Source organism: Sphingomonas sp. UNC305MFCol5.2 (assembly GCF_000712135.1).
Lineage (GTDB): Bacteria > Pseudomonadota > Alphaproteobacteria > Sphingomonadales > Sphingomonadaceae > Sphingomonas.
The window spans coordinates 595,178-620,481 of record NZ_JOOE01000003.1 but is presented as its reverse complement, the minus strand read 5'-3'; the positions used below and the strand labels follow the sequence as shown (position 1 = coordinate 620,481).

Below are 25,304 nucleotides of genomic sequence, written 5' to 3'. Positions count from 1 at the left end.
GAAGGGAGGGGTTAGGGGTGGGTTGCGCCGGACGGGGCTCGATGCCCCGGTCGGCGCTTCGACGCTGGGCGACAGAGTCTCTTAGGCGCGCAGACGCGCGCGCCCACCCCCAGCCCCTCCCTGCAAGCAGGGAGGGGAGCGGAGCTGGCCGAAGGTCGAAACGGATCATATCTGCGGCTCCGCTCAGAAGGGGCTGAGGATCTGGAAGAACCGGCTCAGCCAGCCCTGGCGGCTGGCGCGGGCGACGTCGCCCTTGCCGGTATAAGCGATGCGGGCATCGGCGACGCGCGTGCTGGCGACGCGGTTATACGCGTCGATATCGGCGGTGCGGACCAGCCCCTTGATCTGGACGAACTCGTCGCCGCGATTGAGCGTCACGCGCTTCTGGCCCTGCACCAGCATCGTGCCGTTGGGATAAACCTCGGCAACGGTGACGCTGATCTCGCCCGACAGCGCGTTGGCCTGGTCGGCGGTGCCGGTGCCGTTGAAGTTGCGGTTGCCGCTCATCGAGGCATCGCTTTTGTCGAACAGGTTGAGCGGCCCGGTGGTCGGCGGAGTCAGCGAGAAGCCGCCGCCACTGTCGAGCTTCGAGCTCGCCGACTTGGAGGCGCTGGTGCGCTCGACCAGGACGATCGTCAGCGGATCGCCCTTGCGGCGCGCGCGCTGGCCTTCGTAGAGCGCGGCATAGCCGTCATCCGGCTGGAAGATGCCGCCGTTCGCGGGCGCCACGACGGGTTCGGGCCGGGCAAGCGTCGCGGAGAAATCCTCCTTCGCCTTCTTCTTGCCGATACCGAGGAACTGCGCCTTGGCCGGTGCGGTGCTGAACGCCAAAGCGGCAACGACGAGCGCGCCGGTGGCGAGGCCGGTGAGGAACTTCATGGCGGCGGCCTCAGATGTTCTGATTGACATATTTGAGCATCTCGTCGGTCGCCGAGATCATCTTCGAATTGACCTCGTACGCACGCTGCGTCTCGATCATGTCGACCAGTTCCTCGACGACATTGACGTTCGAGGCCTCGAGCGCGCCCTGGCGGATCTTGGCGCGGCCGGTGTCGCCGGCGGCGCCTAGGCTCGCCGCGCCGCTCGCGGTGGTCTCGATCAGGAAATTGTCGCCGGTCGCCTGCAGCCCTCCCGGATTGGGGAAGGTCGCGACCTGGATCTGGCCGATCTGGCTGGCCTCGGTCTGCCCGGCGACGGTTGCCGAGACGGTACCGTCGGCGCCGATGGTGATCCCGGTGGTGCCTTCGGGGATCGTGATCCCCGGCTGCACCTGATAGCCGTCGCTCGTCACCATCAGCCCTTCGGCCGAGCGCGAGAAATTGCCCGCGCGGGTATAGCCGAGCTGGCCGCCCGGCATCTGCACCTGGAAATAGCCTTCGCCTTCCAGCGCGAGATCGAGCGATCCGCCGGTGTTCTGGAACGACCCCTGCGTCTCCACCCGCGCCGTGCCCTGGATGCGGACGCCGGTGCCGAGATTGAGCCCGGTGGCGTATTTGGTCTCCGCGGTGCTGGCCGCGCCCGGCGCCGTCACGACCTGGTAGGACAAGGTCTGGAACGAGGCGCGATCGCGCTTGAACGCGGTCGTGTTGACGTTGGCGAGGTTGTTCGAGATCACCCGCATGCGCATGTCCTGAGCGTCGAGCCCGGTGCGCGCGATGTGCATTGCCGAGGAACCCATCGTCTAAATCCTTTCGTTACGCGGGCATCCGCATCAGGGATGCGGCGCTCTCGTCCATGTTCTTGGCTTCCTTGAGCAGGCTGGCCTGCACTTCGTAGCTGCGCTGGTTCTCGATCATGTCGACCAGCGCCTGGGTGAGGTTGACGTTCGATTGCTCGAGCGCGCCGGATGCGAGCTTGCCGTCCATGTCCTCGGGCAGCACGCCGCCGCCTTTCACGTGGAGGAGGTTGTCGAGGCCCTTGGCGGTCTGCGTGCCCGCTGGGCTCGCGAGCTTGATCTTGTCGATCACCTGCGGCTGGGTCGGATCGCCGCCGGCGGGCACGATGGAGACGGTGCCGTCATCGGCGATGGCGATCGACTGATAGGGCGGCACGGTGATGGGGCCCCCCGACCCCATCACCGGGAAACCGTCGCCGGTTTCCAGCACGCCCGAGGCCGCGACCGAAAGGTCGCCGCGCCTCGTATAGGCTTCGCTGCCATCGGTCGCCTGGACTGCGATCCACGAATCGGAAGTCACCGCCACGTCGAGAGGGCGCGCGGTCTGGACGATCGTGCCGGCGCGGCGATCGAAATCGTCGACTTCCTCCGCCGCCAGCTGGCGCGTCTCGAGCCCGCCCGTCAGCACCAGCCGGTCGAAGCTGACGCGATCGGCGCGATAGCCGGTGGTCGACGCGTTCGCGATGTTGTTCGCGATCGTCGACTGCGCCGCCATCTGGCTGCGGAGCCCCGTGAGCGCGGTGTAGACGAGCCGGTCCATTGCCTAACCTTTTCTAACCTTTCGGCTCAGCTGCGGATGTTGAAGATGGTCTGCGAGATCTGGCTCGCGGTATCGAGCGCCTTGGCGTTCGCCTGGAAGGCGCGCTGCGCGGCGATGAGCCCCACCAATTCCTCGGTGATGTCGACGTTCGATCGCTCGATCGCGCCGGTCATAAGCCCGCCGAAACCCTGTGTGCCCGGCTCACCGAGGCGCGGATCGCCCGACAGGCCCGACGCCGACCAGGTGCTGCTGCCGAGCTGGCGCAGGCCGGTGGGGTTCGAGAAGCCGGCGAGCACGACTTTGCCGAGCGACTGGGTGTCGCCGTTCGAGAAGCTGGCGCGGACCAGGCCGTCCTCGCCGATCGCCACGCCTTCCAGCTGGCCGACGGGCGCGCCGTCCTGCGTGGCGACATCGACGTTGAACGGCTTGTAGACCTGCGTCGTCGCATTGCCGAAATCCATGGTGAGCACCTGGTCCACGGTCGAGCCGGGAGCGAGGAAGCCTGCGAAGGTGGTCGTGCCGGTCGGCGACGTCATGGCGCCGGTCGCGTCGAAGGTCATCGAGATCGGCGTGCCCGCATCGGGATCGGAATCCGCGCTGAGCTGCTTGTCGCCGACGAACGAATAGGCGCTCCAGCTGCTGGTCGGATCGCCGCTGCTCGGTGCGCTGTCGCGGACGAAATAGGTCGTCAGCGTCATTGCGTTGCCGCCGGCGTCGAAGATCGTCGTCTGGTTCGAATGATTATAGGTCGACGGATCGAAGCGATCGAACGCCGCGCTCGGCACGGTCGAATTGGCATTGAGGTTGAGCGACAGGTTCACGTTCGCGGTCGCCACCGGGATGCCGCTGGTCTGCGGCAGCTGGAGCGCGATGGTCGAGCCCAAGCCGGTCGCGACTACCGCGCCCGAACCGTCGACCGGATAGACCTGCAGCCGGTTGCCCTGCGCGTCCACGACATTGCGGTTCGAATCGACGAGGAAGCTGCCGTTGCGGGTGTAGGCGACGCCGTTGCCGCTCGCATCGGGGCTCTTCACCACGAAGAAGCCCTCGCCCGAGACCGCGACGTCGAGCGCCGAAGTCGACTGGGTGAAGCCGCCCTGGCTGAACTGCTGGCGGACCGACTTAACCACCGTGCCCGAACCGATCACGTTGGTCGGGTTGGTGCTGGCGGTGGAAGCGATCACGTCGGCGAACTGCGTCGTCGAGCGCTTGAAGCCGTTGGTCGAGACGTTCGCGAGGTTGTGCGAGATCGTCGACATGTCGGTCTGGGCAGCCTGGAGCCCGCTGAGCGAAGTGAAGAAGGACATTGGGGACTACTCCTTGGAACCTGGGATCAGCCGACTTGCCAGACGTCGGAGAGACCGATCTGGCCGATGCCGGGAAGCGTGAGGCGGGGCTGGCCGTCGGCGCCCATCGAGACGGTCGAGACCGGCGCCCAGACGAGCGGCGCGGCGCCGACTGTGCCGTCGGCGTTGCGTGCGCTGACCTTCACCGTGAACGGGCCGTCGCCGGCGGGATCGCCGCTTTCGGTGACGCCGTCCCAGTCGAACGCGACTGCGCCCTTGTCCTGTGCGCCGAGCGTCATGGTCTTGAGGATCTTGCCGTTGGGATCGCTGATCGTGACGCTCACGTCGGTGGCATTGTCTGCCAGCGCCACCGCACCGGCGATGCCGCCGCTCGTTCGCGGATAGGCGCTCGAGCCTTCGGTCAGCACGGTCTTGCCGACATAGCCGAGCGCATCGCCCAGCGACGTGCCCGCCAGCTTCTCGGAGATCGCCTTCAGCGTCGTGTTCATCTCGGTGATGCCCGAGAGCGACGAGAATTGCGCCATCTGCGCGACCATCTGGGTGTTGTCGACGGGCTCGAACGGGTCCTGGTTCTTGAGCTGCGCGGTCATCAGCGTCAGGAAGTCGGATTGGTCCATCTCGGTCTTGCCGAGGTTCGAATTATCCTTGGTGCCCGACTGGGACGACCCGCCGTAGCGCTTGATGCCCAGGGTCTGCAGCGTGCTATCGAAATCCATGATCAGCGGCCCAGCTTGAGGGTGTCGACGATCAGCTGCTTGGCAGTCTGCATGACCTCGACATTGTTCTGGTAGGTGCGCGACGATTCGAGCATGTCGACGAGCTCTCGCGTTTCGTCGACGGCGCTCTCCCAGACATTGCCGTCCTTGTCGGCCAGCGGGTTTCCGGGGTCATAGCGCTTGGTCGGCTCGGATCCGGCAGTGACGACCTGCTCGACATCGACGGTGGACATGCCGCTCGCTTCGTCGAAGGCGGTGCGGAACACCGGCTTGATCGTGCGATATGCCGACTCGGCGCTCGACGCGACGGTGCCGGCATTGGCGAGGTTCGAGGCGGTGGTGTTCATCCGCACGAGCTGCGCGCTCATCGCGCGGCCCGAGACCTGGAAGATCGAGAGCGGGCTGCCCATGCTCATTCTCCCCTGAGCGCGCGCGTGATCGTCGAGATGCGGCCGTTCAGGAACGACAGGGTCGTCTGATAGGCGACGGCATTCTCGGCGAAGGCGGTCTGTTCGGTGGCGAGCTCGACGGTGTTGCCGTCCTGGCTCGGCTGCAGCGGGACACGATAGAGCGTCGCGGCGTCCATCGCGGCATCGCTCGATCCGCCCGGCGCTTCGATCGAGGCGAGTGCGGCCTGAAAGTCGATGTCCCTGGCCTTGTACCCGGGCGTGGATGCGTTGGCGATGTTCGACGCGAGCACGCCCATGCGCTGCGAGCGCACGGTCAGCGCCGCGCCGTGTACGCCGAAAAGGCTGTCACTCTGCATTGCACGTCTCCCGCACAAAAGTTCGGGCGTGTCGCTGCAATGGCCGTGCCAGTTTTCGCTGGGGAGCGCGATCACCCCAATTCCCCCCGTCATCCCGGCCTTGTGCCGGGATCCCGCTTCTTCTGCTCTACCAAGGGCAGCGGGACCCCGACTCAGGGCCGGGGTGACGAGGGAAGAATGTGAGTCCTCCCTCTAAAACGGCAAAGTCTTGCCGGTCCGACGGCAATCGCCTGCCGGGATGACGGTAAGAACTCGACCATCGGAGCCCGAGGTGGAATTGGCCCGGGCCTTGCACCTGCTTGTGCATGACGTTCGCAAACTTCGGCCCCTTTCTCGATCCGCTCGCGCTCGCCATCGTGCTTGGCGGGACGGTGGTCGCCGTCGTGCTGCGTACCCCGCTGGGCGATCTGGGCCATGGCGTCGCCGCGCTCCGCACGCTGGTGCGCCACCGTTTCGATGCCGAGCCGCTGATCGCGCAAGTCGCCGCCTTCGCCCGGATCGTGCGCCGCCACGGGGTGATCGCGCTCGATCGCTCGGTGATCGCCGATCCCGATACCGCCGCCGCCGTCGCCGCGATCGTCGACGGCGCCTCGGCCGATCAGGTGACCGAGCTGCTCGAACAGCGCGGCCTCGCGCGCTTCGAACGCCACCGCGCCGCCGCCGAGATGTGGAGCGGTGCGGCCGATATCGCCCCGGCAATGGGGATGATCGGTACGCTGATCGGGCTGGTGCAGATGTTCACGGCGATGCGCGATCCCGCCACGATCGGTGCGGCGATGGCAGTCGCCTTGCTCACCACCCTATACGGCGCAGTCATCGCCTGCCTGATCGCCACGCCGGTGGCGTCGCGGCTCAAGCGCCAGGCCCGGCACGAGGCGCAGGAGCGCGCCCGGCTCGTCGCCCCGCTCGCAGCCCTCGCCACGGTCGAGCCCCGCCATGCACGCGAGCTCGCGGCATGACGCTCGAAGACGATCTCCCCGCGCGGCCGATCTGGCTGACCACGCTCGCCGATCTCGCCTTGCTGCTGGTCGGCTTCTTCGTGCTCCTTCAGGCCAATCAGGTGGATCCGAACACGCTCGCCGCCGGCTTCCGCGCCGGCTTCGGCATCAAGGAGCAGACGCCGGCGATGCCGGTCGATCTCGCTGCCGTCACCGGCTTCGCGCCCGGCTCGGCGCGGCTTCCGAACGGCGCCGCGGCGCTCGCCTGGGCGCGCACGGCCGCATCGGACCCGCGCACGCGCCTGCGCATCATCGGCGAAGTCGATGGCAGCACCGAGGACGTCGACCCGGTCACCGGCAGCGGCCCGATCCTCGCCGCCGACCGCGCCCGCGCCGTCGCGGCGATGCTGGTTCGCGCACATGCGGTCGCGCCCGAACGCATCGCCATCGTCACTGCCCGCGGCCAGCGCCGCGCGGTGCTTTCCCTCGGTTATGACGGCGGCCGGCAATGATCTGCCGCCCGGCAACCCGGCCTTGCCGCCTTTCGTTCAAGGAGACTTCGATGCTGCTCTCCCTCGCTCTTGCCGTCGCCACGCCGGCGGCCGCACAGGATTTCCAGTCGACGCGCGTACTCGACACGATCGTCGCCCAGTTCACCGGCATGGGCGTAGGCGAGCAGGGCGGCGCGCGCGCGCCGGTCGATACCCGGCTCAAGCTGCAGGCCTGTGCAGCGCCTCAGCTCGAATGGCGCAGCGAGACGAAGGACGCCGTGGTGGTCCGCTGCATGGCGCCTGCCTGGAAGCTCTATGTACCGGTCAATGCCGTGCCCCAGCCCAAGGCCGCGCCGCTGGTCACCGCGGAGATGCCGGCTTCGCCGGTCAGGCTCGCGCCCGTGATCCGCCGCGGCGATCCGATCACTGTCGAGGCGGGTTCGACTGGCTTTTCGATCACGCGCGACGGCATCGCGATGGGCGATGCCGCGCCAGGCGCGCGGCTGATGGTCAAGGTCGACGAGAAGAAGCCGCCGATCCAGGCAGTGGCGCTCGAATCCGGCCGCGCGCGCCTGCCCGGACGGACCGAATGATTTTTTCCTAAAGCCGCCCCCAAAGCGGCCGTTCCTATCGCTGCAGGAACAGTTTCCCGAGGAAGCGGCAATGGTGGACTCTATCGGCAACAAGGCAGGCGCGGTCGCTGACCGTCGCATTGTGCCGGTCGCTCCCGCCGCTCCGGTGGCGGCGGCCAAGCCTGCGAACGAGGTGAAGACGGTCGAATCGACCGCCGCCGAACTGTCGAGCGCGATGGCGGCCAGGCCCCCGATCGATGCTGAGCGGGTAGCGAGAATCCGCAAGGCGATCGAGGACGGCAAATTCCCGATCTATCCGACGACGATCGCGGACCGTCTGCTCGCGCTCAAGCTCGAATGGAGCCCCAATGACGCGGCGTGACGCGCTCATCACCGTCATCGAATCGCTTCACGCCGAAATCGCGGCGCTGAAGGCCAACGACGTTTCGGCACTCGAAGCCGCGACGCGCGCCAAGCTCTCCGGCATCGACACCGTCGCCTTGTTCGACGGCGAGGCACCCTCGGGAGAGGTGAAGGAACTTGCCGCCGAGGCGCACCGCCTCAACGAGACCTGCCGGATCTACGTCAATCTGATGGCGGCAAATGTTCGCCGCCGCCTGCAACTTCTTTCCGGCGAGACGGCTCCAGCGTATCGGCCGGGCGGGTACGCCATCGCCTGAGAACGGGCTGGCACGGTCCTTGCTGATCCCTGCCCTACCAAGGGCAGTCGGATCAGGGATCGATGAGCATCGTATCGGTCAATACCAAAGCAGGCATCCAGACGGCGATCGCCGCCGCCAGCCGCAAGACCGGAATCGACTTCAACTATCTGCTGGGTCAGGCGCAGGTGGAAAGCGGCATGCGCGCCAATGCGCGCGCCGCCACCTCCAGCGCCACCGGTCTCTATCAATTCATCGAGCAGAGCTGGCTCGGCGTGATGAAGAATCACGGTGCGGAGCATGGCCTCGGCTGGGCCGCGGATTCGATCCGCCAGACGTCGAGCGGCCGTTACGTGGTGAGCGATCCTGCGGTCCGCCGCGCGATTCTCGAAATGCGCAGCGATCCCGGCACCGCGGCGCTGATGGCGGCCGAACACGCATCGGACAACAAGGCCGCGCTCGAGGACCGGCTCGGCCGGCCGGCGACCGGCACCGATCTCTACATGGCGCATTTCCTCGGCCAGGGCGGCGCCGCGAAGTTTCTCGGGGCGATGGAGAGCAGTCCCGATCGTACCGGCGCGGCGATGTTTCCCTCCGCCGCGCGCGCCAATCGCAACATCTTCTACGCCTCGAATGGCCAGCCCCGCACACTGAGCGAAATCTATGCCCGCTTCGCCGGCAAGCTCGACCGGGGCGCTGCCGCGGTCGGCGCGACCGGGCTCGCGTCGGATGCGTTCGAGGACTTTTCGAAGGGCATCGACGCTCTGGGCATGGGCGATGGCGAGGTGGTGCTCGGCAATGGCGCGGTCGACAGCGACCGGCACTGGATCGAGACGACCCTCGCGCAGCTCAAGACCTCGCGTTCCGGCGGCAACCCGCTCGCTTCTGATCCGTTCGCGCAGGTGACCGTCAATCCGTTCCGGCCGACGCCGGAGACGGCGAAGCTCGCTTATCTCATGCTCGCAAAACTGGGGGCCTGATCCTCGTGAACGGACTTGCCCTGCCCGCCGGCGTGATGCCGGCGCTCCGGAGCTTCTCGCTGCCGGGCGCGATCCTGCTGCTCGTCGCCTTGCTGGTCGTGCCGATCCCGGCCGTCCTGCTCGACGCCTTCTTCATCATGAACATCATGATCAGCCTCGCGGTGCTGATGGTCGCGCTCAATGCGCAGAAGCCGCTCGATTTCTCCGCTTTCCCCACCGTTCTGCTGTTCGCGACCTTGTTCCGCCTCGGCTTGAACGTCGCCTCGACCCGCGTGGTTCTGGTCAACGGGCATGAGGGCGGCGCGGCTGCAGGGCATGTCATCGAGGCATTCGGCACCTTCCTGATCGGCGGCGACTATGTCGTCGGCATCGTCGTGTTCGCGGTGCTGATGATCATCAACATGATCGTCGTCACCAAGGGCGCAGGCCGCGTCTCCGAAGTCAGCGCACGCTTCACGCTCGATGCCTTGCCCGGCAAGCAGATGGCGATCGACGCCGATCTCAACGCCGGGCTGATCACGCCCGACGAAGCGCGCGCGCGCCGCGTCGAGGTCTCGACCGAAGCCGATTTCTACGGCGCGATGGACGGTTCGTCCAAGTTCGTGAAGGGCGACGCGATCGCCGGATTGCTGATCCTCGCGATCAACATCGTCGGCGGCCTGATCCTCGGCGTCGTCAGTCACCAAATGGCGGTGGGGGACGCGGCGCAGAGCTATATCATGCTCGCGATCGGCGATGCGCTGGTCGCGCAGCTGCCCGCCTTGATGCTGTCGATCGCCGCCGCCGCGATCGTCACGCGCGTCAATTCGAAGCACGACCTCGCCGGCCAGATCGGCAGCCAATTCGGCAGCCACAAGACCTGGACTCCGGTCGCGGTGATCCTCGGGCTGCTCGGGGTGATGCCGGGCATGCCGCATTTCGTGATCCTGCCCGCCGCCGCTGCGGCCGGGCTTGCGGCGTGGAGGCTTCGGAAGATTGCCCAACGGTTGCCGCCGCCCCCGCCGGCGGCCGAGCCTGTCGATCTTTCGAAGATCGGTTGGGACGAAGTTACCGACAATATGCAGGTGATGCTCGACATCGGCTACGGACTCGTGCCGCTGGTCGACGAGCGCCGCGGCGGCCCGCTGATGGGCCGGATCACGGGCGTGCGCCGCCAGCTATCGAAGGAGCTCGGCTTCGTCGTGCCGCAGGTCCGCGTGCGCGACGACATCAACCTCGCGCCGTTCACCTATCGCATCATCCTCGGCGGCGTCGTCATCGGCGAGGACCATGTCTCGCCAGACGAAATGCTCGCACTCGACACCGGGCAGGCGGTCGGCAAGCTGCCGGGCAAGCCGGTCCGAGACCCGACCTTCGGGCTCGACGCGGTGTGGATCGCCGGCGGCGATGCCGATGCGGCGACCGGCGCGGGCTATCTCGTCGTCGATCCCGGCACGGTGATCGCAACGCATCTCAACCACGTGCTGATCCAGAATGCCGCCGATCTGCTCGGACCCGACGAAGTCCAGGCATTGCTCGATGGGCTCAAGGAACGCGCCGCGTCACTGGTCGCCTCGCTCTGTCCGCAGCCGGTGCCGCTCACCACGCTCACTACGGTGCTGCGCGGGCTGCTCCAGGAAAATGTGCCGCTCAAGGAATTCCGCCGGATCGCCGCGGCGATCGCAGTCGCCGCGCAGAGGACCTTGGATGCCGAGGAGATTCTCGAGCTGATCCGTCCCGATCTCGGCCCGCTGATCATCCAGCGGCTATGCGGGGTGCGCGAGCCGTTGCGCGTGATGACGCTCGAAGGCCAGCTCGAGGCGCTGCTGGGGCAAGCGGTCCGTTCCGATCCTTCGCGCCGCCACACGATCGAGCCCGATCTCGGCCGCCGCATCGCCGAGGCGCTCCAGCGCGCCGCCGGTCCGCTGATCGCCGAGGCCAAGCCTTTCGCACTCGTCGTCCAGCCGGCGATCCGCGTCGCGATCCGCAAGCTGGTCAAGACCATTCTTCCCGACACGCCGGTGATGAGCTTCTTCGAAGTGCCCGAGGACAAGGCCGTCGAAGTCGTCGCGGTGATCGGCGCGCCGGAGGCGCTGCCCGCATGAACGCATTCACACCGGGGAACCTGAAAGACATGGCTTCTCTCGCACCCACGCCGCTGACCTATGAACGCGCGCCCTCGCCGCAACGCGACGCCGAGGCGATGGTGCGCAAGCACCTGCCGCTCGTCCGCAAGATCGCGTGGCACGTGCACGGCTCGATGAGCTCGATCGTCGAAGTCGAGGATCTGATCCAGATCGGCATGGTCGCCTTGATCGAGGCGGTCAGCGGTTTCGAGGATCGCGGGCAGGTGACGTTCGAGCAATATCTGATGACGCGGCTGCGCGGCGCGATGATCGACGAGTTGCGCCGCCAGGCGACGCTCACCCGTGGCGCGATGCGGCGGCGGAAAGCCTATCAGGAAACGATATCCGCGCTCGCCACCGAACTCGGCCATGCGCCGAGCGACGCGCAGGTCGCGGAGAAGCTCGGTGTGAGCCCTGAGAAACTCCGCGCCGAATATGCCAGCGCGGAGGCGGTGCGCTTCGATTCGATCGACGATCTCTATTCGGACGAATCGCCCTGGTTCATGTCCGAAGAGCCCAACGCGTTCGACCAGCTTGCCGAGGGCGACCAGCGCGAGGCGCTGATCGCGGCGATCGGCGAGCTGCCGACACGCGAGGCGCAGGTGATCCAGCTTTATTATGTCGAGGAATTGAACCTCGAGGAGATCGGCCAGGTGCTCGGCGTCGGTGCCGCGCGCATCTGCCAGATCAAGGCCTCGGCGCATGCCCGTCTGAAGCGCGCGCTCCAGCGCCGGCTGGGCTGAGCGCATACCAAAACGGCGGCCTCCCGAAGGAGACCGCCGTCTTGACGCGCGAGGAAGCGCTCAGCTCCTAGAACTTGAACGAAGCGCCGGCCCGGAACTGGCGGCCGATCAGGCCGGCATAGTGCCAAGTCGTCAGGAAGTTCGGTGCGCTCGCATAGGCCGCCGGAGCGACCGGTGCGCGTGCGTCGAGCAGGTTCAGGACGTTGACCCAGAACGTGAACTTGTCGTTGACCCGGATGGTCTGGTTCAGGTCGACATTGATGAAGCTGTTGACGTAGCAGAACTTTTCGTAGCCCGGCGCCGAGGCCGGAACCTTGTAGAGATTCGCGGTGCAATCCGTCGACAGGTTGCCCTGATCGGTCGCGACTTCCTTGATCCGGCCGACATAATAAGCCGTCGCGGTGATCGTGTAGTTGCCGAAATCGAGCGTGTTCTGCCAGTTGCCGCGGATCCGCGGCGTGCCGTTGCCCGACGACAGGTCGTAAGGCCCGAACGAACCCGCGAACTTCTGGATGCCCGCCGCCGTGTCACGGTCATAGCGTAGAACGTACGTCGCCTCGACGCGGCTGGTGAACTTGATGTCGTCGCTGAACGGTGCCGAGACCGTGGCCGAGAAATCGAGACCCTCGGTCTTGTCCGAATTCACGTTCACGAACGGCGCGTTGACGATCAGCAGGCGAGGCAGCGCGTTGGGGAACAGCGGGTCGACGCCGTCGATCAGATTGCAGGTATAGCCCGGACCGACCGCAGCCACCGCCGCGCACCCTGCCGCCGACGCTGCCGCCGGCGTCGGATAGCTGTTGCCCGCGACCGAATAATAGGCGTTGATCGCGGCGCCAGCGAGCGGCCCGTTCGCCACGAGGTTGCTCTTCTTGACGTTATAATAGTCGACCGTCGCGCTGAACCACTTGGCCGGCTGGAAGATGACGCCCGCAGTGAAGCTGCGCGACTTTTCCGGCTCGAGATCGGGATTGCCCGCGAAACCGCGACCCACCGAATATTGGAAGTTGTACGGATTGCCGCCGTTGCTGCAGGCACCCGTCGGGGTCGACGAACCGCCATGCTGCGCGCAGAACGCGCCCGGCGGGGTGATGGTCACGAAGCCGGCATATTGGCTGCGCGGACCCGCCTCGGCGAAGGTCGGGGCGCGGAAGCCTTGCGAATAGGTGCCGCGTATCGCGAACTCCTTAACCGGCGTGAACTTGACGCCCACCTTCGGCGAGAAGCGGCCATAGCCCTCGGAATAATGGTCGTACCGGCCGGACAGGTTGAGGTCGAGCGACGACAGGATCGGTGCATCGATCTCGGCGAATGCGGCGTACACGGTATGCGCGCCGAAGGCCGACGAGGTGGTCAGCCCATAGGTGTCGAGCGCGGCGTTCTGGTTGTTGTTCTCCAGCTTCTCGCGGCGCACCTGACCGCCGACGGCGATCTGCAACGGCCCGCCGGGCAGCTGGGCCACCTGGCCGGTGATCGAGGCGTCGAGCGAATAGAGCTCCGAGTGCGACGGCGTGGTCTTGTCCGGCGCGAGGTAGTCGCGCACCGCCTGGCTGTTCTGCGTCGGATTGACGAAGTTGTACGCGCCCGTGTTGATCACGTTGCGCAATGCCGCGATGTTGATCAGCCCGTGCTGGGTGATCTCCAGATTGTCGCGTGCATAGACGCCCTCGACTCGCCAGTTCCAGCGATCGTCGCCGAAGCTGCCGTTGAGGCCCGCGGTCGCGCGATACACGTCGTTGGTGCGCTCGCTGCCGCCGGGGATGTCGCCGAACAGATAATAGATCCGGGCGGCGTTCGCGCTCGCAATCGCCGCGGTTGCGGCCGCATTGGTGGCGTAGGGGTTATTGGGGTTCAGGCGACGATCCGCCGCCGTCGCGCAATTCACGCCTGCTGAGCAGACGAAATACGGCAGCACCACGCCAGGATTGCTCGTCGCGACCAGCGGGCTGCCGCCGAACGGCTGGGTCTGGCGGATCGCCGACGGGAAGGCGCTGGTGATCGAGACGTAGCTGCGGCTGAAGCTGCCGGTGACATAGGCCTCGATATTGTCATTGACCCGCACGCTCAGGCGGCCATTCGCCGAATAGCGCTCCTGCAGCGGCTGGATCTGGCGATAGAGGTCGGTCAGGTCGTACGGGCAACCGACGCCGCGCGCCGCGCCCGTGGTGACCGAATAGGTCGGGCGTGCACAATTGGCGATGCCGAGCGCGGTATAGGTCGCGTAGGACTGGCCGGCGTCGTTGATCACCGCCGTTCCGCCGCTCAGCGGGTTGTTGAGGTCGGTCTGCGTGGTGCGGACGACATAGGCGGTCGGCGTGTTGACGGTGAGACCGCTGTCGGCGGTGTTGTTGTCGTTGCCGCCGATCCGGGTCAGATCCTGCGTGTTGTACGGGAAGCCGCGGCTATGGTTGGAGACGCGGCCGTCGCGCTGATACTCGCCGTTGATGTAGACGTTCCAGCCGTTCGCCTCATAATCGCCGATGCCGGCGGTGAGGTTGCCGCGGATGCGCGATGCGTCGCCGCGCTCGGCGACACCGCCCTCGATCGTTCCCGCAATGCCGTTGAACTGCTTCTTGAGGATGATGTTGACCACGCCGCCGATCGCGTCGGCGCCATAGGTCGACGAGGCGCCGTCCTTCAGGACTTCGACCCGGTCGACGAGGCTGAACGGGATCGAGTTCAGGTCGACATAGGCGTTGTGGCCGTCGTCGTTGATCGGGAAGTTGGTCGAACGCAGGCCGTCGACCAGCACCAGCGTCGACGAAACGCCGAGGCCGCGAAGCGACACGGCCGAGCCACCGGCCGAGAAGCCGGTCTGGAAGCCGGTGCCGATCGAGCCGGCGCTGTCGGCCGAGATCGAGCGGATCGCATCGGAGATCGTGGTGATGCCGGCGCGCTCGAGATTCTCGGACGTCAGCACCGTGACGGGGGACGGAGTCTCGGTATCGGTGCGCCGGAACAGCGATCCGGTGACGACGATGGTGTCTTCCTGGCCTTCCGCGGCCGGGACGGCAGGCTGCGTAACTTCAGCCTGCGGCGTGGTCTGCGCGTCCTGCGCGAAAGCGGGGCCGGCAAGCAGCCCGAGCGCCAGCGCGAACGGCGCAGCTCCGCGCCGCAGCGATGCCGCGGCCGATCGATTGTGGAACAGCATTGAAAAACTCCCTGAACGCCCGCCTGTTGACGGGTCGGCTAGGCACACACGGTGCGTCCCCCCGCGTGCCAATATTTCCACAACTGGCCTGTCGGAAACATTTTGTAAATGTGGGCACAACAAAAGTTTAGCGTGTTGTATCCCTACAACACCCGCACATCCGGCGATCCGGAGGATGTCTGCCTATTTCGGAAGCACGGCGCTTCCTGAAACCTCCAGCTGCGCCGCAACGCCTGCCACCGCCGGCAGGCCCGGGCGCGAACCCGGCTGCCCGCCGCCGATCCATAGCGAGACCTGTCCCGGCGACACCCGGCGCACGCCGTCTTCGCCGACCACGCTCAGCGCCCGCGCATCGAGCGTGAAGGTCACTCGACGGGTTTCGCCGCGCTTCAGATGCACCCGCTCGAAGCGTTGCAGCGCACGAACCGGCGCGCCGGCCACGCCCGGGTGCGAGACATAGAGCTGGACGACCTCGTCGCCGTCGCGCTGGCCCTGGTTGGTGACGTCGACCGACACTTCGGCGGCCCCGCCCGCCGTCACTGCCGATGTGCCCAGGCGGGGCGCCGCATAGCCGAAACGGGTGTAGCTGAGGCCGTGGCCGAACGGGTAAAGCGGCGCACCGGTGAAGTAGCGATAGGTCCGTCCCGCCATGCGATAATCGGGAAAGGCGGGAAGCTGGTCGGCCGATTTGTAGAAGGTCACCGGCAGGCGCCCGGCGGGGCTGTAATCGCCCGCGATCAGCCCGGCCACCGCATGCCCGCCCTCGCTACCGGGATACCATGCCTCGACGATCGCGGGGACATGCGCGTCAGCCCAGTTCACGCTGAGCGCGCTGCCGTTCATCAGCACCAACACCACCGGCTTGCCGGTCGCGTGGATGCGTTCGAGCAGCGCCTGTTGCGGTGCGGGCAGGTCGAGGCTGGTGCGGTCGCCGCCGGCGAAACCGGGGGCCTTCACCTTCATCTCCTCGCCTTCTATCCGTGCCGACAGGCCGCCGACGAACAGGACGAGGTCCGCCTGCTTCGCCGCCGCCACGGCATGGTCGCCGTCGCCGCTCGGCAAGCTCCAGACGAGTTGCTGGCTGCTGCGCTGGCCGCGCTGGAAGGCTTCGACCCGCAGCGGGTATTTGTGCCCCTTTTCGAGCGTGATCGTGCCCGACAGGATCGAAGGCGCATCGCCGACGCCCCATTCGTCGACCACGAGCTTGTCGCCCACCCAGATGCGATAGCCGTTCTCGCTCGCGAAGCGGAAGCCGAACTCGCCGCTCTCGGGCGCGACGAGCGTGCCGGTCCAGCGCGCGGACGTCGCGCGATCGCCGCGCCATTCGAAGCGGGCGTTGGGGTCCACGCGCGTCTCGATCGCCGCGCCTTCGAGCTCGACGCCCTTGAAGAATTCGGCCTTGAGTCCCGGCGTGCGGCAAGCGAGGTCGACGCACAGCGCGTTGTCGGGCACCGGCAGCTCCGCCGGGCCGATCAGCCCCGTGCCCTGGACGTGGAGAATCTTCGCCTTGGGATAGCGGGCCCGGATGCCGTCGAGCACCGTCACCGGCTTCGAGGGCGTGCCGTAATAATTGCCGACCAGCGCATCGAAGCTGTCGGCATTGGGGCCGATCACTGCGATCGTTTTCGGCGTGCCCTTGATCGGTAGCAGATCGCCTTCGTTCCTGAGCAATACCATCGACGCCTCGGCCATTTTCCGCGAGACCGCGTGATGCTCGGGCGTGTCGTAATCTTTGGCGGCGATGTCCGCGAAGGGAGGTTGCGGATCGAACAGGCCGAGGCGGATGCGTGCCTCGAACAGGCGCTGGAGCGACCGGTCGATCACGGTTTCGGGCAATTGCCCCGACTTCACCGCCGCGACGATGTTCTCGGGCTCGGTGGTCATGTGATTGCGATAGTCGCCGCAGATCAGGTCCATGCCCGCCTTGAACCCGATGGCGACTCCTTCGGCCGCGGTCCTGGTGTAATGCAGCGAGTCGGGCCGGTAGATGTTCGCCGCCGCGCCGCAATCCGACACGACATAGCCTTTGAATCCCCAGCTCTTGCGAAGGTAATCCTCCATCAGCCGGCTGTTCGCGCAGCCCGGCACGCCGTCGACGGCGTTGTACACGCACATGATCGATTCGACCTTGCCCTCGGTCACCGTCGCGCGGAACGCGGGGAGATAGGTGTCCTCCAGGTCGTGCGGCGTCGGGTGGACGTCCTCGCGATGACGGTTGCTCTCGGGGCCGCTGTGGACGGCGAAATGCTTCGACGTCGCAACCGTCTTCAGGAACTTCGGGTCGTTGCCCTGCAGTCCGGCGATATAGGCGGTGCCCAGCTGGCCGGTGAGATAGGGATCCTCGCCATAGGTTTCCTGGCCCCGGCCCCAGCGCGGATCGCGGAAGATGTTGATGTTGGGGGACCAGACGGTGAGCCCGCGATAGAATTCGCTGCCGCCGTCGGGCAGGCGGCGCTCGACGAACTTGGCGCGGAACTCGGTCGACACGGTGTCGCCGACCTGCCGGAGCAGCGGCGGGTCCCACGATGCCGCCATCCCGATCGCCTGCGGAAACACCGTGGCGATGCCCGCGCGCGCGACGCCGTGCAGTCCCTCGTTCCACCAATTATATTGCGGCACGCCGAGCCGCGGGATCGCCGGGGCGGTATGACCGAGCTGGTGTGCCTTCTCCTCCAGCGTCATCCGCGCGATCACGTCGCGGGCGCGCTGCTCGGGCGTGGCCGAGGGATCGCCGAGCAGCCCGGGCGCGGCGGTCTGCGCGCTTGCCAGCGGTGCCCATGCACTCGATGCCAGCAGGGCGAGCGCGATCGTAACCTTCCTCGTCACACAACCTCTCCATTCTGTTTGCGAAGAGGCTATCGCATTTCTGGTAGCGCTACCAGTCAGGACGATGGGCAAAGGAAAACCCCGGTGGTCACGCGGACCACCGGGGTTCCCCTTGCGCCCTCTTCCGGAAGGAAGAGGTGACCGGCCGCGGTGCCTGTCAGGGGGGTGACACCCCGACCGGCACGCGGTTAACGGAGCAGCGAAAGAACCGTCTGCTGGCTCTGGTTCGCTTGGGCCAGCATCGCGGTCGAGGCCTGGCTCAGGATCTGCGCCTTGGCGAGCGCAGTGGTCTCGGCGGAGAAGTCGGCGTCCTGGATGCGGCTGCGCGCATCGCTCAGATTGGCGACGTTCGAGGTCAGGTTGTTGACGACCGATTCGAGCTGGCTCTGGCCGGCGCCGAGGCTGGCACGCGCCGTGTTGACGGTGGTCAGCGCGGTGTCGAGAGTCGTCAGCGCGGCCGAAGCGGCGGTGTCGGTCGAGATGTCGAGCGCGACGGCGGCATCGAGGTCGATATCGCTGAAGGTCAGGTCCACCGTGTCGGCTGCGGTCGAGCCGGCCTGGATGGTGACGACCCCCGAAGTACCGGCGCTGCCGTCGAACAGCTTGACGCCGTTGAACTCGGTGTTGGTCAGGATGCTCGTGATCTGCGTGGCGAGTGCCGCGACTTCGGTCTGCAGATTGGTGCGGTCGGTGCTCGAATAGGTACCCGAAGCCGACTGGACCGACAGCTCGCGGATGCGCTGCAGCATATTGGTGACTTCTTCGAGCGCGCCTTCGGCGGTCTGCGCCATCGAGATGCCGTCATTGGCGTTGCGAATCGCCTGGTTCATGCCGCGGATCGATGCGGTCATGGTCGAGGCGATGGCGAGGCCGGCGGCGTCGTCCTTCGCGCTGTTGATGCGCTTGCCGGTCGACAGGCGCTCCATAGCGGTGCCGAGCAGCTTGTTGGCGCTGTTCGACGCGTTCGAGGCGCGAAGCGCCGCGGTGTTGGTTCCGATAACAGTCATGATCAATCTCCATGCTCGTCGGCTTCCCGCGTCCCCCCTGAACGGGAGCCCGGAGCCGCCAAGCCAAGGAACGGCAGGCCATTTCCCTGCTTAAGCAAAAAAATCGTCCATCACGCGCGCGCGTAGACGCGCCGGAACCGCAGAAGTGCGTCATTACGTAGTTTTACGGCGCGTTAACCAACTTGGCGGCACATAGACCGCAATCAGGGGGGATTACACATGCGCTCGATCGTTCCTTCGGCAGCGGTTCTCCGGCAGAAATATGCTTTGGTTTCGGCGCTTCGGGCGCAGGGCTTCGCGATCGGATCTTGCGAGGGAGGGAAGTCCGGCACGCAGGATCTCTTTCTGATCGCCGAGGGCGAGGTCCCGCCCGCACCGGCACGCACGCTGATCCTGGGCGAAGGCGACCGCACCGCGATCCCCTTCCGCGACGGCAACCCCGCTCGCCTTTCCTATGGCAGCGACGACGCCGCGATCGGTGCCGGTTTCGCCAGCGCGATGGCGCGCGGACCCTATGAGCCCGTCGCCGCCGATCCCGAGAGCCTCGCCTTGCTCGCGCTCGCCGAGCGTGTCGCCGCCTCCGACATCACCGTGCTGATCAACGGCCCCACCGGCACCGGCAAGGAAGTTCTCGCCAAGACGATCCACATGGGCTCCAGCCGCCGCGACGGCCCCTTCGTCGCGATCAATTGCGCGGCGCTGCCCGAGACGATGCTCGAGGCAATGCTGTTCGGCCACCACAAGGGCTCGTTCACCGGCGCGTCGTCGGGCGGACAGGGCTTTTTCCGCGCCGCCAATGGCGGCACTCTGCTGCTCGACGAAATCGCCGAGATGCCGCTCGGGCTCCAGGCCAAATTGCTCCGCGCGCTGCAGGAGCGCGAGGTCGTGCCGATCGGCGGCACGACCCCGGAGAAGATCGACGTCCGCGTCATCGCCTGCGCCAATCGCGACCTGCATGGCGAAGTCACCGCCGGCCGCTTCCGTGCCGACCTCTATTATCGTCTCGCCGTCTTCCCGCTCGCGACCAAGGCGCTCGCGGAGCGCACGGGCGACATCGCCGCGCTCACCGCAGCAATGGTCCTGCGCCACATGGGCACCCGTTCCACCTTGCCCTGGATTACGCCCGAGACGCTCGAAGTGCTCACCGACCATGATTGGCCAGGCAATGTCCGCGAGCTGGAGAACGTCATCCAGCGCGCAATGCTGCTCGCTCCTGGCGACGTCATCGAGGCCGGGCATCTGATCTTCGATCGCCGCCCCGAGTTGCGGCAGGAGCGTCCCGAGACGCTGAGCAACATCGTCCAGATGCACGAGTTCCAGGCGATCCGCGAGACGCTCGCCGAGTGCAACGGCAGCCGGATCGAGACCGCGAAGCGCCTCGGCATCTCCGAGCGCACCCTGCGCTACCGCCTCGCCAAGGCCCGCGAACAGGGTGAAGACATCGCGCAGGCGATCTCGGCATGAGCGGCGTCACCGCGCCGATGAGCGTCGACCGGGTCCTCGCGCTCCGCGCGCAGATCCTCGAGCGCAACGCCGCGCTCACCCGTGCCCAGCAGGCGCCCGCGCCGACCGCGCCCGCCGAGGGCAAGCCGGCTAGTTTCGCCGACACGTTCCAGGACGCATTCAAGTCGGTCAATCAGGCGCAGGCCCAGGCCGGTGCGCTCTCCGAAGCGTACGAACGCGGCGAGACGATCGACATCGCCAAGGTGATGCTCGCCCGTCAGCAGGCCTCGGTCGGCTTCGAGGCGACCCTGCAGGTCCGCAACAAGTTATTGTCCGCATACAAGGACATCATGAGCATGCCGGTCTGATCCGATGAGCAACGCACTCGCCCCCACCGACGCCGCCGGCATCCCGGCTCGCGGCCCGCTCCAGCAGCTCACTGGCCTGCTCGGCCAGCCTGCGGTCAGGCGCAGCCTGCCGTTCGTCTTCCTCGTCGGGCTCGTCTTCGCCGGCTTCCTCGCCTGGTCGATGGTCGCGACCTCGCCTCAGCGCATCCTGTTCGCCAACGTGTCCGATGCCGACAAGGCGGCGATCTCGTCTGCGCTGGAAGGCGCCGGCATCGCCAACAGCATCGACGGATCGGGATCGATCACCGTGGCCGAGGACGATTATCACAAGGCGCGGATGCTCCTCGCCGGCCAGGGTCTGCCCAAGGCGGCGCCCGGCGGCTACGCGCTCCTCGACAATCTGCCGATGGGCGTCAGCCGCGCCGTCGAAGGCGAGCGCATGCGCCAGGCGCGCGAGACCGAGCTCGCCCGCTCGATCCAGGAGATCGACGCGATCGCCGAGGCGCGCGTCCATCTCGCCACGCCCGAGGCTTCGGCCTTCGTCCGCGACCGCGCCGCGCCTTCGGCCAGCGTCATCGTCAAGCTCCAGCCGGGCCGCGCGCTCGGCGAGCCGCAGATCCGCGCGATCATCAATCTCGTCGCCTCGTCGGTACCGGGCATGCAGCCCGATGCCGTGACGATCGTCGACCAGATGGGCGCATTGCTCTCCAAATCGGGGGGCAAGGACGCCACCGCCGGCGACAACCGCATCGATTTCCAGCGTCGCGTCGAAGACAAATATCGCGAGCAGCTGGCGCAATTGCTGACCCCGATGGTCGGCGCGGGCAATTTCACTGCCGAAGTCCAGGCCGATGTCGATCTCGACGAGAGCCAGGCCACGCGCGAAAGCTATGACAAGCAGGGCCAGGTGATGCGCGCCGAGCAAGGCGCGTGGACCGGCACCTCGAAGGACGGCGCCACGTCCCCCGGCGGCATTCCCGGCGCGCTCTCGAACACTCCGCCGCCGGTCAGCAATTTGGTCGCGCCCAATGCGGCCGGCGCCACCGCCACCGCGGCGCCCGCCACGCCCGCCGCGCAGCCGCAGAGCAAGCAGACCGACAGCTTCACGCGCACCTATGAGACCGGCAAGGAAATCTCGGTCACCCGCGCCACACCCGGCAATGTCCGCCGCCTCTCGGTCGCGGTGCTGCTACGCGAGGAGCCGGGCAAGCCGCGCGGCATCGCCGAGATCAACCAGATCAACGAGCTGGTCCGCGCCACCGTCGGCTACAATGCCCAGCGCCAGGACCAGGTCACCGTGGTCAGCCGCAAGTTCAGCGTCGCCGCCGATGCCGGCAAGGCGGGCCCCGCCTGGTACGAGGCCGAATGGGTGCCGATGGCCGCGCGCAACGCGACGGCATTGGTGATCGCCTTGCTCGTCCTCTTCCTCGGGGTGCGCCCGCTCGCCCGGGCATTGCTCAAGAAGCGCGACGATGCCGGCCAGCGCCCCGCGCTGCCGATCGGCGGCCACAATCCCGAAGACGCGTTCGCGCAGGTCCCCAGCGTGTCGATCGACATGCTCGAGGATCGCGGCAACAGCTATGACGATCGCGTCGGGCTGGTCCGCGGCTTCACGCGCGAAAATCCCGCGCGCGCCGCACTCGCGGTCCGCGACATGATCAAGGCGGACGCCCGATGAACGTGCTGCGCAGCTTCAACGGCGTCGAGCGTGCCGCGGTGCTGATGATGCTGGTCGGCGAGGAGGAGGCCGCGGCCATCCTCCAGAAGCTCGATCCCGACGAGGTCCGCGATCTCGGCCGGGCGATGTTCACCGTCGCCGATGTCAGCGAGGCCGAAGTCGAGCAGGTTCTCGACGATTTCGTGTTCAAGGCGCGTGGCCGCTCCAGCGTCGTCTTCGATCCCCGGCCGCAGGTCGAGGGGATGATGACGCGCGCGCTCGGCGCCGATCGTGCCGAGGGCGTGCTCGCGCGGATCGTGCCCGCCGAAGCGACCGCCCGGCTCGAACAGCTGCAATGGTTCGAGCCCGAGGAGATCGCGTCGATGATCGCCGAGGAGCATCCGCAGATCGCGGCGGTCCTGCTCGCGCAGCTCGATCCCGAAGTAGCCGCGCAGGTCTTCGAGCATCTGCCCCAGGACGCGCAGCCGCAGATCCTGCGCCGCGTCGCCAAGCTCGGCCCCGTCCCGCCAGAGGCGATCGAGACGCTCAAGGCGATGCTCGCCCGTCGCGCCGGCGGCACGCGCAAATCGGTCGGGCTGCAGCTCGGCGGCACGCGCGAAGCGGCCAAGATCCTGTCCGGCGCGCGGAAGGTCACCGAGCAGCGCGTCATGCCCAAGCTCGCCAAGATCGACCGCGAAGTCGCCAGGGCGATCGAGGAGGCGATGTTCGTCTTCGACAATCTGCTCGAGCTCGACGACAAGAATCTGTCGACTCTCATCCGCAGCGTCGATTCCGACGTGCTGGTCAAATCCATGAAGGGCGTCGAGGAAGGCGTCCGCAATCGCTTCCTCGGCTGCATGTCGAGCCGGGCCGCCGACGGTATCCGCGACGAGATCGAAGCGCGCGGGCCGATGAAGCTCGCCGATGTGCTCGATGCGCAGAAGGTGATGATCGCCATCGCCCGCGGCCTCGTGAAGGACGGTACGCTCCAGATGCCGGGCAAGGGCGGCGACGACGATTATGTCTGATTTCGCCCCCGGCTTCGCAGGCCGCATCCAGGTCGCGGCGCAAATGCTACACCGCGCGTTCGGCGAAGGGGCCCCCTTTGCCGCCGCCGATGTCGGCAGCATCGGCCGGCGCACGTTCGACGAACCCGCGCCGATCTCGCCGCGCCACTTCTCGCCCGCCGATCCGGGCATGAACCCCACCGAGGGCTGGGACCCCTTCACTGCCGAGATGCCCCCCGCGCCCGCCGTTTTCCTCGATCCGATCGCCGCCGCGCACGAGGCGGGGTTCGCCGAGGGCCGCGCCGCCGCGCTCGCCGAGGTCGAGGAGGCCCGCGCCCGCGAGACTGCATTGCTCGATCAGGTTTCCGCCGCGCTCGCCGCCGGCGCGCATTTCGATCGCGAGCGCATGGCCGGTCACCTCCGCCAGACCGTGCTCCATCTCGTCCAGCGCATGATCGGCGATGCGGGCATCGCGCCCGACATCCTCGCCGCGCGGATCACCGCGGCAGTCGACTTGCTCGCCGATGGCGCCGAATCGGCGCTGCTGCGATTGCACCCCGACGATGCGCCGCTGGTCCAGGGCAGGCTTCCGGCGACGATCTTCCCGGTCGGCGATCCGCATGTCGCGCGCGGCAGTTTCGTCGTCGAGAGCGCGTCGACGATCGTCGAGGACGGCCCCGAAATCTGGCTCGAGCAGCTCGCCCAGGCGATCGATCGCGTCCCGATCCCGCCCGCATGCTGAACAAGTTCACCGACGATTATCTCGACGGACTGGGGTGTCGCGATTTCGCGCCCCGGCCCAAGGTCTCCGGCCGGCTGTCTTCCTATGACGGATTGCTGATGGAGGCGGTCGGCCTCGCATTGCCCGTCGGCACGGTGTGCGCGGTCGGTGACGGCGCCAGCCGGATCGAGGCCGAAGTGATCGGCTTTCGTGGCGGCAAGACCCTGATGATGAATCTAGGCGGCCCCGCCGCCTTGCTTCCCAACGCGCCGGTGCGCCCGATCGGCCCTCCGGGCGAGGCCGAGGTCGGTGCGGCACTGCTCGGCCGCGTCGTCGATGGCGCGGGCAAGCCGATCGACGGGCTCGGACCCGTTCGCGGGGCAGGCAAATGGCCGCTGGCGGGCAAGCTCCAGTCGCCGCTCGATCGCGGCCGCGTGCTCGAGCCGCTCGATGTCGGCGTCCGCGCGATCAACGGGCTGCTCACCATCGGCCAGGGCCAGCGCGTCGGCATCATGGCGGGGTCCGGCGTCGGCAAGTCGGTGCTGCTCGGCATGATCGTCCGCGCGGCGCAAGCCGATGTCGTCGTCGTCGGGCTGATCGGCGAACGCTCGCGCGAAGTCGCCGATTTCCTCGAGACCAAGGTGTTCGGCGCCGCCCGTACGCGCTCGGTGGTGGTGGCGGTCCCCGCCAATCACTCGCCGGTGCTCCGCATCCGCGGCGCATTGCGCGCCACCGCCATAGCCGAGTCCTTCCGCGCCGAGGGCAAGAAGGTCCTGCTGATCATGGATTCGCTGACACGCGTGGCGCATGCCGGCCGCGAGATCGGCCTCGCGCTCGGCGAACCCGCCAGCGCGCGCGGCTATCCGCCCTCGGCAATCGCGATGCTGCCCAGCCTGATCGAACGCGCCGGCACCTGCGTGTCCTCGGGCGGGTCGATCACGGCGATCTACACCGTGCTCGCCGACGGCGACGACGGCAACGATCCGGTCGTCGACAGCGCACGCTCGATCCTCGACGGCCATATCGTGCTCAGCCGCGCGCTGGGCGAACGCGGTGTCTATCCGGCGATCGATCTCGGTCCCTCGGTCAGCCGCGTGATGACCGACATCGCGGACAAAGATCATATCCATGCCGCACGCGTGCTGCGCCGGCATCTCGCCACCTATGAGGAAAATCGCGATCTCGTGCTGATGGGCGCCTATCGCCCCGGCGCGGATCCCGAGATCGACGCCGCGATCGCCTGTCACCCGGCGGTGATGGAATATATCCGCCAGGGTGCGGACGAAATCGTGACCCTGCCCGACGCCGTCACCGAGCTGACCGGCGTGTTCGGCGATGCGTGATCTGACGACGGTGCCAGCCCGCTCCCCCACCCGGCCACCCAACGGCAGTATCATATGGGTGGCCGGGTGGGGGAGCGGGCCGGTGCGGGA

24 protein-coding genes are annotated in these 25,304 nt (G+C 67.3%); 14 read left to right on the top strand and 10 right to left on the bottom strand.

Going from position 1 to position 25,304, the window contains the following annotated elements:
* Window positions 1-183 precede the first annotated feature (183 nt).
* The 7 genes from BR78_RS0114705 to BR78_RS0114675 are packed head-to-tail and all read right to left on the bottom strand — an operon-like array spanning window position 184 to window position 5,224.
* Window positions 184-879, bottom strand: coding sequence for a flagellar basal body L-ring protein FlgH (locus tag BR78_RS0114705; RefSeq protein WP_029936846.1), 696 nt, complete (start codon window positions 877-879; stop codon window positions 184-186).
* A 10-nt stretch (window positions 880-889) separates the two neighbouring features.
* Entirely contained in the window at window positions 890-1,678 is a 789-nt protein-coding gene (gene flgG, locus BR78_RS0114700) for a flagellar basal-body rod protein FlgG (protein WP_029936845.1), read from the bottom strand.
* Window positions 1,679-1,694: 16 nt separating this feature from the next.
* A complete protein-coding gene (locus BR78_RS0114695) occupies window positions 1,695-2,435 on the bottom strand; it encodes a flagellar basal body rod protein FlgF (RefSeq protein ID WP_029936844.1) in 741 nt (246 codons plus the stop codon).
* Window positions 2,436-2,461: 26 nt separating this feature from the next.
* The gene (locus BR78_RS0114690; RefSeq protein WP_029936843.1) at window positions 2,462-3,742 is read right to left on the bottom strand and encodes a flagellar hook protein FlgE; all 1,281 of its coding nucleotides are present in this window, start codon (window positions 3,740-3,742) and stop codon (window positions 2,462-2,464) included.
* 26 nt (window positions 3,743-3,768) lie between these two features.
* The gene (locus BR78_RS0114685; RefSeq protein WP_029936842.1) at window positions 3,769-4,458 is read right to left on the bottom strand and encodes a flagellar hook assembly protein FlgD; all 690 of its coding nucleotides are present in this window, start codon (window positions 4,456-4,458) and stop codon (window positions 3,769-3,771) included.
* A gap of 2 nt (window positions 4,459-4,460) precedes the next feature.
* The gene (gene flgC / locus BR78_RS0114680; protein ID WP_029936841.1) at window positions 4,461-4,868 is read right to left on the bottom strand and encodes a flagellar basal body rod protein FlgC; all 408 of its coding nucleotides are present in this window, start codon (window positions 4,866-4,868) and stop codon (window positions 4,461-4,463) included.
* A gap of 2 nt (window positions 4,869-4,870) precedes the next feature.
* Window positions 4,871-5,224: a flagellar basal body rod protein FlgB gene (locus tag BR78_RS0114675; protein WP_029936840.1), complete on the bottom strand. Its 354-nt coding sequence runs from the start codon at window positions 5,222-5,224 to the stop codon at window positions 4,871-4,873.
* Window positions 5,225-5,529: 305 nt separating this feature from the next.
* Here BR78_RS0114675 and BR78_RS0114670 point away from each other — a divergent pair, with 305 nt between their 5' ends.
* The 8 genes from BR78_RS0114670 (at window position 5,530) to BR78_RS0114635 (ending at window position 11,712) form a co-directional block, all read left to right on the top strand.
* Window positions 5,530-6,183: a motility protein A gene (locus BR78_RS0114670; protein WP_029936839.1), complete on the top strand. Its 654-nt coding sequence runs from the start codon at window positions 5,530-5,532 to the stop codon at window positions 6,181-6,183.
* Entirely contained in the window at window positions 6,180-6,674 is a 495-nt protein-coding gene (locus BR78_RS0114665) for an OmpA family protein (RefSeq protein WP_029936838.1), read from the top strand. The genes BR78_RS0114670 and BR78_RS0114665 overlap by 4 nt, the downstream gene beginning before the upstream one ends.
* 50 nt (window positions 6,675-6,724) lie before the next feature.
* Window positions 6,725-7,246: a flagella basal body P-ring formation protein FlgA gene (locus tag BR78_RS0114660; protein WP_029936837.1), complete on the top strand. Its 522-nt coding sequence runs from the start codon at window positions 6,725-6,727 to the stop codon at window positions 7,244-7,246.
* 70 nt (window positions 7,247-7,316) lie between these two features.
* Window positions 7,317-7,607, top strand: a complete 291-nt coding sequence (gene flgM, locus BR78_RS0114655) for a flagellar biosynthesis anti-sigma factor FlgM (RefSeq protein WP_029936836.1) — start codon at window positions 7,317-7,319, stop codon at window positions 7,605-7,607.
* Window positions 7,594-7,905: a flagellar protein FlgN gene (locus BR78_RS0114650; protein WP_029936835.1), complete on the top strand. Its 312-nt coding sequence runs from the start codon at window positions 7,594-7,596 to the stop codon at window positions 7,903-7,905. Before flgM ends, BR78_RS0114650 begins: the two co-directional genes overlap by 14 nt.
* Window positions 7,906-7,967: 62 nt before the next feature.
* A complete protein-coding gene (locus BR78_RS0114645) occupies window positions 7,968-8,864 on the top strand; it encodes a hypothetical protein (RefSeq protein WP_029936834.1) in 897 nt (298 codons plus the stop codon).
* 35 nt (window positions 8,865-8,899) lie between these two features.
* Window positions 8,900-10,948, top strand: coding sequence for a flagellar biosynthesis protein FlhA (gene flhA, locus BR78_RS0114640; protein ID WP_029936833.1), 2,049 nt, complete (start codon window positions 8,900-8,902; stop codon window positions 10,946-10,948).
* Window positions 10,949-10,977: 29 nt separating this feature from the next.
* Window positions 10,978-11,712 carry a sigma-70 family RNA polymerase sigma factor gene (locus BR78_RS0114635; protein WP_029936832.1) on the top strand — a complete coding sequence of 245 codons (735 nt, stop codon included), beginning with the start codon at window positions 10,978-10,980 and terminating at the stop codon, window positions 11,710-11,712.
* 67 nt (window positions 11,713-11,779) lie between these two features.
* On the opposite strand, the gene BR78_RS0114630 is transcribed toward BR78_RS0114635, so the two are convergent.
* The 3 genes from BR78_RS0114630 to BR78_RS0114620 form a co-directional block, all read right to left on the bottom strand.
* The gene (locus tag BR78_RS0114630; protein WP_029936831.1) at window positions 11,780-14,863 is read right to left on the bottom strand and encodes a TonB-dependent receptor plug domain-containing protein; all 3,084 of its coding nucleotides are present in this window, start codon (window positions 14,861-14,863) and stop codon (window positions 11,780-11,782) included.
* Between the two features lie 183 nt (window positions 14,864-15,046).
* A complete protein-coding gene (locus tag BR78_RS0114625; RefSeq protein ID WP_029936830.1) occupies window positions 15,047-17,689 on the bottom strand; it encodes a glycoside hydrolase family 3 protein in 2,643 nt (880 codons plus the stop codon).
* Window positions 17,690-17,877: 188 nt separating this feature from the next.
* Complete coding sequence (locus BR78_RS0114620; RefSeq protein WP_029724328.1) at window positions 17,878-18,696, bottom strand: flagellin N-terminal helical domain-containing protein; 819 nt, start codon at window positions 18,694-18,696, stop codon at window positions 17,878-17,880.
* 219 nt (window positions 18,697-18,915) lie between these two features.
* Here BR78_RS0114620 and BR78_RS0114615 point away from each other — a divergent pair, with 219 nt between their 5' ends.
* The 6 genes from BR78_RS0114615 to BR78_RS0114590 are packed head-to-tail and all read left to right on the top strand — an operon-like array spanning window position 18,916 to window position 25,214.
* Window positions 18,916-20,160, top strand: a complete 1,245-nt coding sequence (locus tag BR78_RS0114615; protein ID WP_029724329.1) for a sigma-54 interaction domain-containing protein — start codon at window positions 18,916-18,918, stop codon at window positions 20,158-20,160.
* Window positions 20,157-20,507, top strand: a complete 351-nt coding sequence (gene fliE, locus BR78_RS0114610) for a flagellar hook-basal body complex protein FliE (protein ID WP_037566740.1) — start codon at window positions 20,157-20,159, stop codon at window positions 20,505-20,507. The genes BR78_RS0114615 and fliE overlap by 4 nt, the downstream gene beginning before the upstream one ends.
* A 4-nt stretch (window positions 20,508-20,511) precedes the next feature.
* Entirely contained in the window at window positions 20,512-22,164 is a 1,653-nt protein-coding gene (gene fliF / locus BR78_RS0114605; RefSeq protein WP_029936829.1) for a flagellar basal-body MS-ring/collar protein FliF, read from the top strand.
* Window positions 22,161-23,171: a flagellar motor switch protein FliG gene (fliG, locus tag BR78_RS0114600; protein ID WP_029936828.1), complete on the top strand. Its 1,011-nt coding sequence runs from the start codon at window positions 22,161-22,163 to the stop codon at window positions 23,169-23,171. The genes fliF and fliG overlap by 4 nt, the downstream gene beginning before the upstream one ends.
* Window positions 23,164-23,892, top strand: a complete 729-nt coding sequence (locus BR78_RS0114595) for a FliH/SctL family protein (protein WP_029936827.1) — start codon at window positions 23,164-23,166, stop codon at window positions 23,890-23,892. The genes fliG and BR78_RS0114595 overlap by 8 nt, the downstream gene beginning before the upstream one ends.
* The gene (locus tag BR78_RS0114590; protein WP_029936826.1) at window positions 23,886-25,214 is read left to right on the top strand and encodes a FliI/YscN family ATPase; all 1,329 of its coding nucleotides are present in this window, start codon (window positions 23,886-23,888) and stop codon (window positions 25,212-25,214) included. Before BR78_RS0114595 ends, BR78_RS0114590 begins: the two co-directional genes overlap by 7 nt.
* The last annotated feature ends 90 nt before the right edge of the window (window positions 25,215-25,304 follow it).

Bases quoted from the DNA above. Each gene is read 5' to 3' on its own strand.
- BR78_RS0114705 (WP_029936846.1), bottom strand. From the start codon at position 879: ATGAAGTTCCTCACCGGCCTCGCCACCGGCGCGCTCGTCGTTGCCGCT.
- flgG (WP_029936845.1), bottom strand. From the start codon at position 1,678: ATGGGTTCCTCGGCAATGCACATCGCGCGCACCGGGCTCGACGCTCAG.
- BR78_RS0114695 (WP_029936844.1), bottom strand. From the start codon at position 2,435: ATGGACCGGCTCGTCTACACCGCGCTCACGGGGCTCCGCAGCCAGATG.
- BR78_RS0114690 (WP_029936843.1), bottom strand. From the start codon at position 3,742: ATGTCCTTCTTCACTTCGCTCAGCGGGCTCCAGGCTGCCCAGACCGAC.
- BR78_RS0114685 (WP_029936842.1), bottom strand. From the start codon at position 4,458: ATGGATTTCGATAGCACGCTGCAGACCCTGGGCATCAAGCGCTACGGC.
- flgC (WP_029936841.1), bottom strand. From the start codon at position 4,868: ATGGGCAGCCCGCTCTCGATCTTCCAGGTCTCGGGCCGCGCGATGAGC.
- BR78_RS0114675 (WP_029936840.1), bottom strand. From the start codon at position 5,224: ATGCAGAGTGACAGCCTTTTCGGCGTACACGGCGCGGCGCTGACCGTG.
- BR78_RS0114670 (WP_029936839.1), top strand. From the start codon at position 5,530: ATGACGTTCGCAAACTTCGGCCCCTTTCTCGATCCGCTCGCGCTCGCC.
- BR78_RS0114665 (WP_029936838.1), top strand. From the start codon at position 6,180: ATGACGCTCGAAGACGATCTCCCCGCGCGGCCGATCTGGCTGACCACG.
- BR78_RS0114660 (WP_029936837.1), top strand. From the start codon at position 6,725: ATGCTGCTCTCCCTCGCTCTTGCCGTCGCCACGCCGGCGGCCGCACAG.
- flgM (WP_029936836.1), top strand. From the start codon at position 7,317: ATGGTGGACTCTATCGGCAACAAGGCAGGCGCGGTCGCTGACCGTCGC.
- BR78_RS0114650 (WP_029936835.1), top strand. From the start codon at position 7,594: ATGACGCGGCGTGACGCGCTCATCACCGTCATCGAATCGCTTCACGCC.
- BR78_RS0114645 (WP_029936834.1), top strand. From the start codon at position 7,968: ATGAGCATCGTATCGGTCAATACCAAAGCAGGCATCCAGACGGCGATC.
- flhA (WP_029936833.1), top strand. From the start codon at position 8,900: ATGCCGGCGCTCCGGAGCTTCTCGCTGCCGGGCGCGATCCTGCTGCTC.
- BR78_RS0114635 (WP_029936832.1), top strand. From the start codon at position 10,978: ATGGCTTCTCTCGCACCCACGCCGCTGACCTATGAACGCGCGCCCTCG.
- BR78_RS0114630 (WP_029936831.1), bottom strand. From the start codon at position 14,863: ATGCTGTTCCACAATCGATCGGCCGCGGCATCGCTGCGGCGCGGAGCT.
- BR78_RS0114620 (WP_029724328.1), bottom strand. From the start codon at position 18,696: ATGACTGTTATCGGAACCAACACCGCGGCGCTTCGCGCCTCGAACGCG.
- BR78_RS0114615 (WP_029724329.1), top strand. From the start codon at position 18,916: ATGCGCTCGATCGTTCCTTCGGCAGCGGTTCTCCGGCAGAAATATGCT.
- fliE (WP_037566740.1), top strand. From the start codon at position 20,157: ATGAGCGGCGTCACCGCGCCGATGAGCGTCGACCGGGTCCTCGCGCTC.
- fliF (WP_029936829.1), top strand. From the start codon at position 20,512: ATGAGCAACGCACTCGCCCCCACCGACGCCGCCGGCATCCCGGCTCGC.
- fliG (WP_029936828.1), top strand. From the start codon at position 22,161: ATGAACGTGCTGCGCAGCTTCAACGGCGTCGAGCGTGCCGCGGTGCTG.
- BR78_RS0114595 (WP_029936827.1), top strand. From the start codon at position 23,164: ATGTCTGATTTCGCCCCCGGCTTCGCAGGCCGCATCCAGGTCGCGGCG.
- BR78_RS0114590 (WP_029936826.1), top strand. From the start codon at position 23,886: ATGCTGAACAAGTTCACCGACGATTATCTCGACGGACTGGGGTGTCGC.